Source organism: Bacillus sp. PS237 (genome assembly GCF_037963345.1).
Taxonomy (GTDB): Bacteria; Bacillota; Bacilli; order Bacillales; family Bacillaceae; genus Bacillus; species Bacillus subtilis.
Genome location: NZ_CP150156.1, coordinates 497355 through 510716, shown reverse-complemented (window position 1 = coordinate 510716; position 13362 = coordinate 497355). Strand labels below are relative to the sequence as shown.

Annotated in this window: 14 protein-coding genes; 3 read left to right on the top strand and 11 right to left on the bottom strand. The window is 45.0% G+C overall.

Annotated elements, in window-relative coordinates:
- Positions 1 to 362: 362 nt before the first annotated feature.
- Positions 363 to 1736, bottom strand: a complete 1374-nt coding sequence (gene murF / locus NST22_RS02590) for a UDP-N-acetylmuramoyl-tripeptide--D-alanyl-D-alanine ligase (protein ID WP_003246696.1) — start codon at positions 1734 to 1736, stop codon at positions 363 to 365.
- Between the two features lie 71 nt (positions 1737 to 1807).
- On the bottom strand, positions 1808 to 2893 hold the full coding sequence (locus tag NST22_RS02585; protein WP_003246721.1) for a D-alanine--D-alanine ligase: 1086 nt from the start codon (positions 2891 to 2893) through the stop codon (positions 1808 to 1810).
- A 153-nt stretch (positions 2894 to 3046) separates the two neighbouring features.
- On the opposite strand from NST22_RS02585, the gene NST22_RS02580 reads away from it, so the two are divergent.
- Complete coding sequence (locus NST22_RS02580) at positions 3047 to 3367, top strand: thioredoxin family protein (RefSeq protein ID WP_003234326.1); 321 nt, start codon at positions 3047 to 3049, stop codon at positions 3365 to 3367.
- A 14-nt stretch (positions 3368 to 3381) separates the two neighbouring features.
- Here NST22_RS02580 and NST22_RS02575 read toward each other — a convergent pair whose 3' ends face one another.
- Complete coding sequence (locus NST22_RS02575; RefSeq protein WP_003234329.1) at positions 3382 to 4254, bottom strand: cation diffusion facilitator family transporter; 873 nt, start codon at positions 4252 to 4254, stop codon at positions 3382 to 3384.
- A 246-nt stretch (positions 4255 to 4500) separates the two neighbouring features.
- Between NST22_RS02575 and NST22_RS02570 the strand changes: the two genes are divergently transcribed.
- Both NST22_RS02570 and fbpB read left to right on the top strand, forming a co-directional pair.
- Entirely contained in the window at positions 4501 to 4665 is a 165-nt protein-coding gene (locus NST22_RS02570) for a Fur-regulated basic protein FbpA (RefSeq protein WP_003225157.1), read from the top strand.
- Positions 4619 to 4798 carry a Fur-regulated basic protein FbpB gene (fbpB, locus tag NST22_RS02565; RefSeq protein ID WP_010886410.1) on the top strand — a complete coding sequence of 60 codons (180 nt, stop codon included), beginning with the start codon at positions 4619 to 4621 and terminating at the stop codon, positions 4796 to 4798. The genes NST22_RS02570 and fbpB overlap by 47 nt, the downstream gene beginning before the upstream one ends.
- Before the next feature lie 24 nt (positions 4799 to 4822).
- On the opposite strand, the gene NST22_RS02560 is transcribed toward fbpB, so the two are convergent.
- The 8 genes from NST22_RS02560 to dctS all read right to left on the bottom strand — a co-directional run bounded on the left by NST22_RS02560 (position 4823) and on the right by dctS (position 13352).
- Positions 4823 to 5968: an acyl-CoA dehydrogenase family protein gene (locus tag NST22_RS02560; protein WP_003234334.1), complete on the bottom strand. Its 1146-nt coding sequence runs from the start codon at positions 5966 to 5968 to the stop codon at positions 4823 to 4825.
- A 127-nt stretch (positions 5969 to 6095) separates the two neighbouring features.
- Positions 6096 to 6431, bottom strand: a complete 336-nt coding sequence (locus tag NST22_RS02555; RefSeq protein ID WP_003225151.1) for a hypothetical protein — start codon at positions 6429 to 6431, stop codon at positions 6096 to 6098.
- A gap of 94 nt (positions 6432 to 6525) precedes the next feature.
- Positions 6526 to 7293 carry an ABC transporter permease gene (locus NST22_RS02550; protein ID WP_003246631.1) on the bottom strand — a complete coding sequence of 256 codons (768 nt, stop codon included), beginning with the start codon at positions 7291 to 7293 and terminating at the stop codon, positions 6526 to 6528.
- Entirely contained in the window at positions 7286 to 8212 is a 927-nt protein-coding gene (locus NST22_RS02545) for an ABC transporter ATP-binding protein (protein ID WP_003246573.1), read from the bottom strand. The genes NST22_RS02550 and NST22_RS02545 overlap by 8 nt, the downstream gene beginning before the upstream one ends.
- 276 nt (positions 8213 to 8488) lie before the next feature.
- Positions 8489 to 9541, bottom strand: a complete 1053-nt coding sequence (locus tag NST22_RS02540; protein ID WP_003246523.1) for an AI-2E family transporter — start codon at positions 9539 to 9541, stop codon at positions 8489 to 8491.
- A gap of 147 nt (positions 9542 to 9688) precedes the next feature.
- Positions 9689 to 10954, bottom strand: coding sequence for a C4-dicarboxylate transporter DctP (gene dctP, locus NST22_RS02535; protein ID WP_003246626.1), 1266 nt, complete (start codon positions 10952 to 10954; stop codon positions 9689 to 9691).
- Positions 10955 to 11074: 120 nt separating this feature from the next.
- Entirely contained in the window at positions 11075 to 11755 is a 681-nt protein-coding gene (gene dctR / locus NST22_RS02530) for a two-component system response regulator DctR (RefSeq protein WP_003234347.1), read from the bottom strand.
- Positions 11745 to 13352 carry a two-component system sensor histidine kinase DctS gene (gene dctS / locus NST22_RS02525; RefSeq protein ID WP_003234348.1) on the bottom strand — a complete coding sequence of 536 codons (1608 nt, stop codon included), beginning with the start codon at positions 13350 to 13352 and terminating at the stop codon, positions 11745 to 11747. Before dctS ends, dctR begins: the two co-directional genes overlap by 11 nt.
- Positions 13353 to 13362: the final 10 nt, after the last annotated feature.

Here is a 13362-nt window from a genome sequence, read left to right as displayed (position 1 = left end):
TCGTGATTTACCACTTATAAAACTGCCCTTTAGACAAGAAGGACAGGATCCATCCGTATACAAAGCCCGAATTACTTTAAGTTTTATCTTACCATTACACTATTTGTTTTTCAATAAGATGAGAAGCAGATCGGCATCTCGAATATGCCGGCTGCTGCTCCATCCGCTCCCAAGAATCCAGCGGAGAACTTCGGGTCACGATGAAAAGTCCGGACGAATATGTTCGTATCGCGAAATAACCTATATATATTGTATCATAGCCGCAGCCGGCCAGATATACATAATTTTCGGCCGGCATACATTAGTGTTTGCATATCAGGTTATTTTATGATGCAATATGCGTTTTTTCGCAAAATATTTTCTTATGAAAGCGGGCTCTCTATTAAATCTTTAACGATTTCTTCAAGCTTCATACCTCTGGACGCTTTGAATAAAATCAAATCGCCTTTTGATGCGTTTTCCTTCACAGCTTGAAGGAGATCTTTTTTCTCAGTGTAATGGCTGACGCGGTCTTTCTCAAAGTGTTTCAGGGCGCCTTCCGCGATAAAAGCTCCCAGTTTTCCGTACGTAAAGACGCGGTCAATTTTATCAGGGCTGATCACAGCGCCGCACTCTTTATGGAACGTTTCTTCAAGATCGCCGAGTTCAAGCATATCACCGAGCACGAGCATTTTTTTGCCGTAGCCTTCAAGGCTTTCTGTCAATTGAATTGCAGCTTTCATGGAAGTCGGGCTCGCATTATAAGCGTCATTGATTATCGAAAGGCCGCTGTCTGTTTTGATGAGTTCAAGCCTCATCCCGGTTACCTTTAGGCCGCTCAGTCCTTTTGCCGCATCCTCAGGCGCGATGCCAAAATAAGCCCCTGCAGCAATTGCAGCCATGGCGTTCATCACATTGTGCTTGCCGAGTATTGGAATAAAAAACGTGTTTTCTATCCCTTTGATTGTAAAATGGGTTCCTTCCTCACTCTGGCTGACATCCTGAAGCTGATAATCATTATGCGTTCCCGTACCGTACGTTTTCGTCTGGCAGCTGTATGCATTTTGAAGAAGCGGTTCGTCCCCGATATAAATCAGCACTCCGTCTTCTTTAAGCCCGTTTATGATTTCAAGCTTCGCCTCCGCGATGCCCTCTCTAGAGCCGAGGTCTTGCATATGCGATTCGCCGATATTCGTAATCACTGCCGCATCCGGGTTTGCCAGTCGGCTCAAGAGGTCAATTTCTCCTTTGGCGCTCATTCCCATCTCCAATACGGCGATCTCCGTATTTTCAGGCATCGCTAAAACCGTCAGCGGCAAACCGATATGATTATTGAAGTTTCCTCCAGTTTTGTGGACACGGTACTGGGTCCCCAATACGGCGTGAATCATATCTTTTGTTGTCGTTTTGCCATTGCTTCCGGTTACTCCGATGACACGCGTGCCAAGCTCCTGCAAATAAGCTTTTGCAAGCTGCTGAAGTGCAGTAAGGGTATCGTCCACTAAAATGACGGCGTGATTCTCGGGCGGATTTGGTACTGACCGATCCCAAAGAACAGCCGCTACACCAGCTTCAAAGGCCTGCTCCACAAAAGAGTGGCCGTCAAAACGTTCCCCTTTCAGCGGAATAAAGAGCTGATGTTGTTCCAGTTTTCTTGTATCGGTTGCCACTCCATGAATGACTGTTTGTTCATATTGCGGATTTGCTAGTGTGCCTTTAACCATTTCGGCAATGTTTTTTACTGTTCGCTTAATCAAGTAAGGTCCCTCTCTTTCTTTTGTATATACGGGAAAAAACACTGCCCTTTTACCGGCAGTGTCCTTCTTCATTAGAATGTATGCTTAATCAATTGTTTTTCAGCGTGGCGTTCTTTTGCAAGCTCCACAAGCTGTTCAATCAGGTCAGCATATTCCACTCCGGCTTCTTTCCAGAGCAACGGGAACATGCTGAAAGGTGTAAAGCCAGGCATTGTGTTGACTTCATTGATCAGAACTTCGCCGTCAGCTGTCAGGAAAAAGTCCGCTCTGACGAGTCCTGAACCGTCGATCGCTTTAAACGCTTTGATCGCCATATCACTGATTGTTGCGTATTCCTCATCAGTCACAATCGCCGGAATCATCAGATCAGTATCTCCATCCTCATATTTCGCTTTGTAATCGTAGAAATCTGTCTTCGGTGCGATTTCTCCCACAACAGAGCATTTAGGATCATCATTTCCAAGAACGCCGATTTCGATCTCGCGGCCGTTAATTCCTTCTTCAACGACGACTTTGCGGTCATATTGGAAAGCAAGCTCAAACGCTTTTTGCAGTTCTTCACGGTTTCGGCATTTGCTGATTCCGACACTTGAGCCGAGGTTCGCCGGTTTTACGAAGCAAGGGTAGCCTAATTCCTGTTCAACCTCCTCACAGCTTTCTTTCGGAGAACGAGTCCAGTCTTTCTTAAGGAAAGCTGCGTATTTAGCCTGAGCAAGGCCAACCTGCGCAAATAAATGTTTCATGACAACTTTATCCATGCCAGCTGAGGAAGCAAGCACTCCGTTGCCGACATAAGGAATGTTCAACAGCTCGAGCATTCCCTGGATCGTACCGTCTTCTCCGTTCGGTCCGTGGAGGAGCGGGAATACGACGTCGATGGCTTCATTTTGCTGTGACGCTTCCTGCGGAAACATCTCCTGGTTCAGGGCAGCTGGAGAAAAAGCACTGCCTCCTTGCTCAAATTGAAGCATTTTCACGTTTGAAACAGGTTCAGTTAAACGGGCGCCTCTAACCCATTCGCCTTTTTCTGTTATATAAATCGGATGTATATCAAACTTCTCAGTATTTAGCGCTTTGATTACAGCCAGAGCTGTCTGCAGGGAAACATTATGTTCTGCCGACTTTCCTCCGTACACTAATCCTAGACTTGTTTTCAATGGATACTCCCCCCACTACAATTCATCTTTACTATCTTATCATTTTCACCGGAAAATGATCTAATTATTTTTGGGCATGCTGATGTTGAATGCATTTGTATGTAATTCCTTTTTATTTTATATTAAAATGGCATTGAAAAGGAGATGTGACATATGAAAAAAATCACAACAAACGAACAATTTAATGAACTGATTCAATCTGATAAAGAAATCATTGTAAAGTTTTATGCTGATTGGTGCCCAGACTGCACACGCATGAATATGTTCATCGGCGATATTTTGGAAGAATACAACCAAAACGACTGGTATGAGCTGAATAAGGACGAGCTTCCTGACCTGGCTGAAAAATACCAAGTAATGGGCATTCCCAGCCTGCTTATTTTCAAGAACGGTGAAAAAACAGCTCACCTTCACAGCGCCAATGCCAAAACGCCTGAAGAAGTGACTGAATTTTTATCTGAACATATAAGCTAATTCGTTAAACAGCCTTATTTTATGTCGTCAGGCTCTACATGAACATGAACATGAGTGACATCGTGTTCATGTTTTATTTTGTCTTCTACTTCATCCGCCACTCCATGGCCTTCTTCTACTGTAAGCTTCGGATCAACCGTAATCACCATCTCGATATGAACTGTACTGCCTAAATACCTCGCTTTCACATCCTTTAGGCGATGCACATTTTCGATCCTGCCGACGGTCTGTTTGTAAGGCTCAAGATCTTTTAAATGGAAGCCGTCTGTTAAGGAATGTGAAGCGTCTTTAAAGATATCCCACGCAGTTTTGCAAATGATGATGCCGATGATAAAAGCCGTTACCGGATCAACCCACGGCAGCTTCAGCTGGGACGAAAAAACACCGATAAACGCGCCGGCACTTACAAAAGCGTCTGACCTGCTGTCCTTTGCCGCTGCCATCAGGGCAGAGCTTTTAATGGACGCTGCCAGCCTTTTGTTATATAAATAGATGCCATACATAAACACAGCACTGCCTAACGCCGTCCATGCCGCGATAAGATTTGGCGTTTCCGTTGTGCCGCCCGCAATCGCTTTTCCTCCGCCGATTAACACTTCAATGCCGACTGCCATCATAATAAAAGACGCAACAAGAGACGAAATTGTTTCAGCCCGATAATGGCCGTATGGATGATCGCTGTCAGCCGGTCTTTGAGAAATCCGCAATCCTATCAGCACTGCTACTGACGCAACAATATCTGTTCCATTATTTAACCCGTCTGCTCTCAGCGCTTCAGAATGATATAGAATCCCGATAACTAGCTTTACAACAGCAAGGATGACATATGCAAAAATATTGAGGAGCGCCCCTTTTTCTCCCTTTTTCAGATTTTCTGTCCGCTCCATTGAATACCAGCCTCCATTCTATTACATAGTATGGTTCAAAACATGAAAAATAGCAGGGTGCGTTCAATGAAGCGGAATATTTCGACAGCAAATTATTGCCCGGGAAACTTTTTGTCGATTTGTTGAATGTTTGTAAATTGGCCAAGAATAGGACTCTTTTCATCTTTACAGGCTATTGCGGACATTGTATACTGAAGTTAATTGATAATGATTATCAATATCGTTTGATTGGAGGTTGGTGACACAATGACACCTCAGTCTGCAGAAATCAGAAAAAAACAGCTCATTCATCTGTTAATACAGAATGGTATATACAAAAAGTCAAAGCGTCATCTGTATGAATTGTCGCTGACGGAGTTAGAAAGTGAATACAAACATGTCAGGAGGGCGCCGGAGCATGCCGAAGCGTAAAGTGAAAACTTACCAACAGCTGATCCAGGAAAACAAAGAGGCGATTATGGGCAATCCAAAGCTGATGAACGTTATTTATGACAGGATCGACCGCAAGCATCAAAAAAATCTGCAAGAGCAAAACAATACATAAAAAGAGCCGGTAAGGCTCTTTTTTTTATGACTCAAACGCTTCAGCTGCCAGCTTGTGTATCACGGCGTCATCCATCGGCGGGTTGTGAAGACCGGCGCGCACATCACGGTAATAGCGCTGAAGCGGGTTGGTTCGTTCCAGGCTTTTGGCCCCGACAATTCTCATCGCTTTATCAACAACAGACAGCGCAGCGTTTGTGACGATATGTTTCGCCGCACCGAGCTCGCTGGTCAAGTGTGGACGCCGCACCGGATCGTCATACAATTGAGCGATATGGAAAAGAAAGTGTCTGGCATTGAGCAGTTCAAGCTCCATTTCGCCTGTTCTTTGCTGTACGGCCGGGACATTCTTGATCGGTCCATTCAAGCTGTTTGGAGAATACTCAGATGCAAATTGCACTGCATAGTCACGAGCAGCTTGAGCCACACCAAGATAAATCGCAGGAATGTGAAGCAGCCAGCCATTCGGCTTAGCTCCACGAGGCCCTTGAAGCAGTTCCACCAGCTTATTCTCATCAAGCATTACTTCGTTCAGTACAAGGTCATGGCTCCCAGTCGCCCGCATCGCCATCATATCCCACGTTTCTTCAATCGACAAGCCGGGATCATCTTTATGAATGAGAAACACGCCTGTTGTTTGTTTGTCCTCAATCCATGCGGTTACTAAAAAATAATCCAGAGCTTGTGACATCGTCGTAAAGGTTTTTCTCCCGTTCACTGCCCATTTGCCATCCTTTTTGACGGCGTGTGTACCGGGACGCCCTCCTCTTGTCGGGCTTCCGGTTTTCGCTTCAGTCGCCGCCCTGTTAATGACGGCTCCGTTTTGGACTTCCTTGGCAACAAATGCAAATACGTCTTCATCCCAGCTGTTGCCTTCTCCAAGCTCCCCGATCACGCTCAAATGCCAGCCGATGCTAAGAGCCGTCGGAGCATCTCCCCGTGCAAGCCGTTCTTGAAACAAGAGCATATCGTAAACAGAAATGCCCCCTCCGCCATGAGATGCCGGCAATGTTAATGCTGTATACCCAGCATCACGCAGTTTTTGTATTTTCTCTGCAGGAAAACGTCCCTGTTCGTCATCTTCAGCAGCTGTTTGCTGAAATTCATCCGCAATCCGTCCGATTTTCTCCATCCATTGCCGCTGTTGATCGTTTTGTATAAATAATGACATCCGGCAGCCCCCCAGTTTTAATTCCGATAAATTTAATATGTATTATAGATTTCCTGCCATTTTTCCGCAACTGTTAACCTTTTGCCCAGTATAGAAAAACACGCCGTTCCCCAAGGGAACAGCGCGATTACACAGGATTTGCATCCCGGTCTTGTTTCATGCCGAGATAAATCAGCATATATGTCAGGTAACCCATCGTCATCACCAGGCCGCCAAAGAAAAAGCTTGAGAAAATCGGCTCTTCAAAAGCGGTCACTGCGGCCAACACAATCCAGCTGGCATACAGATAGATGATAAAATAGCGGATGCCCGTCTTCATTTTATATATCATGTACAGTCCCACGAGAGAAAACAACCCAAGCGCGAGCCTGAAATAAACAAGATGTTCAAACTGAAACATGAATGACACAAATGAGAATCCAAGCAGCAATACGATCGGTAAAGCGGTAATAAAGTTCCTCAATCGAGACACCTCCGTCAGTACCTTTAGTATAAACCAAAATATCAAATGATATTGATTTACGTGAGCTTTTTCACAAAAATGTCATTCCTTGCCTTTAGACCCGAACATCCCGTTTACAGAAGCACCACCAGCCAACAACGATGAAGAATATGGCATGTATGATGAGAATTCCAATTGAAAACAATGGCGTCATGCCTGAAAACAACGCTGTCTCTCCGCTTCTGTATTGCGTAAAGTCAGTGTTCGCAAAAAGCAAAAAGCTGCCCCACTTGTTTTCAAACAACTTCATGAGCTGAACAAGTGTACTCGCTCCGTATAAAACGACAAAAGAAACAACAACTGCTACCGCGCTATTGCGGAACAGCGAAGAACAAAGCAGCCCGAATAATCCCATCATTACAGCTTCAAGCCAGTTTGACCCGATCAGCGCCAAGGTGTTGACCAGCAATGTCTTTGATTCCGCAGTCACCGATGTGCCAAAAAACAAGAGACCGAATAATAATGCCAGAATGTAGTATGCCAAATACAAATAGAAGCTGACCATCACGACTGTGATTAATTTTGACCAAAAGACCTTTTGGCGTTTAACCGGACGAATGAGCAAAAATTTGATCGTCTTTTTATCAAATTCCATCGAAACAATTGTTGCTGCAATTACGATCGTTAAAGCCTGCAGCAAAATGTTCAGGCTCGGTGTATACGATAAATAGCCGATGAAGTTTTCATCTGTTCCGGCACTGATGACAATCCGTTTAATGATCAATGCCATGAAGAATTGAAAGACAGCCATCAGGATAAGAGAAACCAAAGTGACCTTCCGATTAAAAAGTTTCATATGTTCATTCCAAATTAATTTAGACAAGCTCTTCTCCCTCCTCTTGATGAGCTGTTGTCGCTTTTATAAATTCGTCTTCCAGTGACTGCGTGTAAGGCGTAATGGAAAATACATTCAGATCTTGTCCGACAAGTGATCGGTTCAGCTCCGGTATGTTTTCTTTTGCCACCTCAACTACAATCGTCCCGTCTTGGCTCTCAGCTTGATATTGATTGCCTGTCAGCCAATTGAGCGCTTTTTCTTGCGGCTGCACTTCTATAATCGCTTTTTCTGTGGTTTGATCGGTTCCTTGTAAGCTGACTTCCGCTTTGATCTCACCTTTTTGAATGATGATGACACGGTCGCACAAGTCTTCAACCTCGCGCAATAAATGAGTGGCGAACAGGACAGCTGTTCCTTCCATTTCTGCGAGTTCCTTAATATGATCCCGAAAATCCTTCATCCCCGCAGGATCGAGGCCGTTTGTCGGTTCATCTAGAATGAGAAGCTTCGGCCGGTGAAGAATTGCCTGGGCGATTCCCAGACGCTGGCGCATCCCAAGGGAATAGGTTTTCACCTTATCATGAATCGCTGACGTCAGCCCGACACGTTCCACCACTTCATCAAGCCGTTCATCCGCTATTTTTTTGTGCATATTCGCAAAGTGCTTGAGGTTTTCCCAGCCTGTCAGGTACGGATAGAACTCAGGGTTCTCAACAATCGCTCCAACCGCTTCCATCGCTTTTTCAAACTCTGTATCATGCTGGAATCCGCTGATTGTCACGCTTCCGCTGTTTTGTTTCAACAGCCCGACGATGATACGGATGAGTGTTGTTTTTCCGGAACCATTCGGACCGAGAAGGCCGATGATTTCACCCTCCATGACGTCCATGCTGATCTGTTTTAAAATCTGTTTAGACCCAATTTTTTTATCGAGGCCTTCAATATGTAAAATCGGCTCAGCCATAAAGCCTTCCTCCTTTTTCGACAAAAAATAAACAGTGCCCAACATTAGGCACTGTTTGTATTATAGCATTTGTTGCTTCCAAATGTTTGGTTAAACCGATGATGAGCGTTTGCTCCGACTGTTTGTTCTTTTCAGTTTCCGTACTGATGACAAGCATTGTCACCTGTTGTGTTCACCACTGTGCAAGGCAATGCCAAGCTCCGATTCCGAGTCTTAATTCCATGCCCTGAACAGGCAGGCCGGCAGATCGAGGCACACTCATTATTCGATTTTAAACTACTTTTTATCGCTATTCTCTCGGGGTCCTTTAGACCTATCTTCCTTGTTGGTGACATCCAGAATATCAAGGAGAAACACAAAGATCGGAATCCCGATAATTAAACCCCAAATGCCGAAGAAGTGTTCAGAGAAAATGAGTACTGTGAAGGTGAAAAAGATTGGCAGCTCTGTTTTCGCCGACATCAGCTTCGGATTTAAGAAATAGGTTTCGATCGCATGAATGGCGAATATGACAAGGACAATGTAGAGCACATACATTCCACCGCCAGTGCTGTAGGCGATAATGCTGAGCGGAATCAGGGAAATGACGACGCCTGCTACAGGGATCAATCCAAGGAAGAACACCATAATCGAAAGCCCAAACAGCTGCGGAAAATGCATAATCCAAAGCGCGATAAACGTCAGAATACAGTTGACGAGCGCAATGATAAATTGAGCCTCGAGCACCTTGCCGAACGTTCTTGCAAATTTGCTTCCGAAAAAAGCAATCTCCTCATAAAAGACCCTAAGTTTGCTCGTTTTAAATTTCGCCATGAATTCAGAAAGCCGTTTTTTCTCAAATAAGAAAAACATGCTAAGAATGAGCGCCATCACGACCTGCAAGCCGAATGTGCTGATATCGGCCAGATACGTATACACTACATTGAAGCCCTCTTTGACATATGAACTGATGTTAATATCTCCGAAGACACTGGTGATCTCATCAAAGAAAGGGATGCTGTCAGGATGATACGCAATATGTTTAATCTGCTTTACCAGCTGCTGGATCTGCGCCGCGACGACCGGATAAAACACAAAGCCCCCGACTGTAAGCAGCACAGCCAGCAACATGTAAAGAAACGTAATGACAACCCGCTGGCTCACGCGGAAGAACTGGCTTACAAACTGCCGCACGACAAGCTCCAAACGATCCATTAGAAATGTGAAAATGAAGGTAAGCAATATTAAGTTGATCATGCTCTTAAATAGATATAACACACCAGTTAACACGACAAAGATGGAGAAACGCCTTACTCCCGGGTGCTGAAAAAATTTAACTAAAGCGGCCATTTATACACTCCTGTTAGGACAAACGTCCTTCATTCAATATAGTATCCATTTGTAAATTATATAACAAAAAAATGCTGAGGTCTCTGTCCTTACCTTAATAATTCTTAAACAATTAAAAAAACGGCCCATGGATGGGCCGTTCTTTTTTCAGACTGCTGTTTTCATTTTTTTCATGCCTTCAACAGCCTCTATGCTTTTTGCTTCATCAAATTCATTTTCGCTTTTGGCAACAATGATCGTGGCGATTCCGTTTCCGATCAGGTTCACAATGGCTCTTCCTTCACTCATGAAACGGTCGACCCCGAGCAGGAGTGCAAGCCCCTCCAGCGGAATGACCTGCAGCGCTGACAGCGTTGAGGCAAGGACGATAAATCCGCTTCCCGTCACACCTGCCGCTCCCTTCGATGTCAGCATCAGAACGAGGATAATCGTAATTTGCTGGCCGATGCTGAGGTCTACTCCAAACACCTGTGCCAAAAAGACAGTCGCCATTGATAAATAGATGGATGTGCCGTCGAGGTTAAACGAATAGCCCGTCGGAATAACAAGCCCGACAACGGATTTGGAACAGCCGTAGCGCTCCATTTTATCCATCATACGCGGAAGCACCGATTCGGAAGAGCTTGTGCCAAGCACGATCAAAAGCTCATCCTTAATGAAGCGAAGGTAATTCCACAGGCTGAATCCGTAAAGCTTGCAGATGATATTTAAAGCAACAAATACGAACAGGAACATCGTAATATAAACAGACATCATTAAGCTTGCCAGCGGTTTGATGGAATCGAGCCCGAAGTGTCCGATTGTATACGCCATCGCCCCGAATGCCCCGATTGGCGCGGCACGCATAATGTAGCCGATAATTTTGAAAAAAACGTGAGAAACCTTGTCGAAGAAATCAATGACGCTTTTTCCTTTTTCGCCTAATGCCGCAAGACCCACTCCGAAAAGAATAGAAAAGAATAAGACCTGCAAAATGTCCCCTTTTGCGAAGGCATCAACCATGTTGGACGGAACAATGTGTGTAATAAATTCAATCCAGTCGATTCCCTGACCGCCATTTTGCGTGTATTGTGATACATCTCCTTTTTCAAGCTTGCTGTAATCAAGACCCGCACCCGGCTTCATAATATTGACGACAAATAAACCGATAATGAGTGCGAGGGTGGTGACAACCTCGAAATAGATAAACGCTTTTCCCCCTACTTTTCCAACCTTCTTCATATCGCCCATTTTTGCAATCCCGAGAACGATTGTGAAGAAAATGATTGGTGCGATCACCATTTTAACAGCGTTGATAAATGTATCACCAAGCGGTTTCATTTCTTTGCCGACATCCGGCCAGACCAGCCCGACAATGACCCCGATGATGACCGCGGTTATGACCTGAACTGTTAAATTTTTAAACAGTTTCATATCCTTCATCCCCCTGTCCTATTCGCCTTTTGTGTCTTTCTTACTAGAATGATAGCGTTTTCATACAGTCTGGGGAAGTTTATGATCATAACGGACATTTTGGTCTTTTTGGTCTCAGGTTTATCCTTTTAACACGTAGCGGTTGACCGGCCGGCCGACTCCGCCGTATTGAACGTCCAATTTGATGATCCCGGTTTTTTCTAAGTAATCAAGATATCGTCTGGCTGTCACTCTGGCGATGCCGAGCGCCTTGGCAACCTCTTCAGCAGAAAGGGATGCGGTTTGCTGTTTCAAAAAAGCAGTGACTTCATTCATCGTGAAGTGATTCAACCCTTTCGGCAGATCCTGTACGGCCTGCTGCGGAATATTCAGGATCGCATCGAGCTGTTCCTGGGACAGCGTATCATTCGCTTCGATTTTTTGTTTATATTGCTTGTACTTTTCGAGTGCCTGTCTCATTCGCTCAAGCTTAAACGGCTTTAAGATATAGTCAACCGCCCCGTTTTGCAGCATGAGTGAGATCGTTTCCTTGTCTTTTGCAGCGGAGACGACAATGACATCCACTTCAAGCTTTTGCTTTCTGATCTCCTGCAAGGTCTTGATGCCGTCTTTTTTCGGCATGTACACATCGAGAATGACGAGATCTGGCTGTTCTTCTTTAATCAGCTTCATGCCTTCCTCTCCGTTTCCTGCCGTTGCACAGACAGTAACGCCTTTAACAGTTGTAATGAAATCCTTATTGACCTCTTGAACCATCGGATCGTCTTCAATGAGCAGAACCTTCCATTCTTTACGAGCCATGCTGTGCTTCCTCCCCCTTCATTGGAAAAACGATAGAAAAAGATGTCCCCTGCCCCGCATGTGAATCAACTTCTATCGTGCCCGATCCTTTGTCTATGATTTGTTTCACTAGATACAGGCCATAGCCTGTGCCGCCAGTTTTATTGACCGTAAAACCTTTGTCATAAAGGCGAGGCATATGTGTCGGTTCAATTCCGCAGCCGTTATCTTCTATTAAAATAGCAAGGATATCATCTGTTTGTTCGATACTAATGTCAATTCGTTTGTCTTCAGATTGAACGGTTTCAAATGAGCCGAAGGCATTTTCAATCAGATTCCCCAAAAGCACGACAATATCATGCTGATCAACATGCTCGGGAAATTGCTGAAGACTGCTGTTTTCATCTATATGAACAGCAATGCCGAGCTCTCTTCCCCTTCTGATTTTACTTAATAGAAGGCCTGCCGCAGCGTCATTTTGAATCGAGCGGTGCAGAAATTCAGTCACATTTTCCTGCTCAGTTGACGCCTGGAATGCAAGCTGCAAGGCTTTTTCAGATTTCCCCAGCTGGATGAGACCGGCGATCGTGTGCAGCTTATTCATATGCTCATGGTTTTGGACACGGAGCGCCTCCACAAAGTTTCTGACACCAGTCAATTCCTCTGCCATCTTGGCCGCTTCCGTTCTGTCCTGAAAAATCGCAACGGCGCCGATCACTTTTTTCTTCATGACGATCGGAATTCTGCTGCTCATGATCACCTTACCGCTGACACGAATTTCTTCATTATAAACCGCTTTGTTCCGCTCCACGATTTCGGGCAGGCGCGAATCCTTGAGAACCTCCCAAATCACCTTGCCGATTAGATCCCCCTGCACTTCAAAGATCTGTTTCGCTTTTTCATTGAAGATCGTAATGACGAGACGATTGTCAATAGCGATCACCCCTTCATTCATCGAGTGAAACGTCGCTGTCCGTTCTTCATACATTCGGACAATCTCATGGGGTTCAAGCTGAAACATTTGTTTTTTGATATGGCGGGCCAGCAAAAAGGAACCAGCAAGGCCAAAGCCGAGTGTCAGCACAACGATGAAGGCGATATCACGCTTTAAATGAAGCAGGATGTCAGCGATCCCCGGCAGCGTTTTTCCGACAAGCACCACGCCTATTTGGTTCAGGTCTTGATCCTTTACCGGATAAAAAGCGCGAACCGCCGTGCCGATCTCGCCCTTTGCTTCAGAGAAATAAATGTGCTCCGCAAAAGCTGCCTCCTCGTCTGCACCTTCTGATTTCTTGCCAATGCTTGTGCTGACAGGATGCGTATATCGGATGTGATTCATATCCATGACGACAATATAGTCTGCTTCATTAATCATCCTGATTTCTTCAACCGCATGGCGAACCGCTTCTGTTTGTTTTTTTCGCGCCAAGGCTTCTTTCACTTCTGTCATCTCTGACACCGTCCGGGCCGTATTCATCAGCCGCTTTTTCAGCTCCCGCTCCTCTGTATGCTGAATGTTGCCGATGAGCACAATGCCGCCGATCAAAAAGGAGAAAATGACGAGTATATAGGATAAGATCGTGATTTTCCAACGGATTGAGAGCTTCTTTTTGTTCATCAGCTTCTCC

Coding starts and splice junctions, on each gene's coding strand:
- NST22_RS02580 (WP_003234326.1), top strand. CDS start 3,047: ATGAAAAAAATCACAACAAACGAACAATTTAATGAACTGATTCAATCT.
- NST22_RS02575 (WP_003234329.1), bottom strand. CDS start 4,254: ATGGAGCGGACAGAAAATCTGAAAAAGGGAGAAAAAGGGGCGCTCCTC.
- NST22_RS02570 (WP_003225157.1), top strand. CDS start 4,501: ATGACACCTCAGTCTGCAGAAATCAGAAAAAAACAGCTCATTCATCTG.
- NST22_RS02560 (WP_003234334.1), bottom strand. CDS start 5,968: ATGTCATTATTTATACAAAACGATCAACAGCGGCAATGGATGGAGAAA.
- NST22_RS02545 (WP_003246573.1), bottom strand. CDS start 8,212: ATGGCTGAGCCGATTTTACATATTGAAGGCCTCGATAAAAAAATTGGG.
- NST22_RS02540 (WP_003246523.1), bottom strand. CDS start 9,541: ATGGCCGCTTTAGTTAAATTTTTTCAGCACCCGGGAGTAAGGCGTTTC.
- dctP (WP_003246626.1), bottom strand. CDS start 10,954: ATGAAACTGTTTAAAAATTTAACAGTTCAGGTCATAACCGCGGTCATC.
- dctR (WP_003234347.1), bottom strand. CDS start 11,755: ATGGCTCGTAAAGAATGGAAGGTTCTGCTCATTGAAGACGATCCGATG.
- dctS (WP_003234348.1), bottom strand. CDS start 13,352: ATGAACAAAAAGAAGCTCTCAATCCGTTGGAAAATCACGATCTTATCC.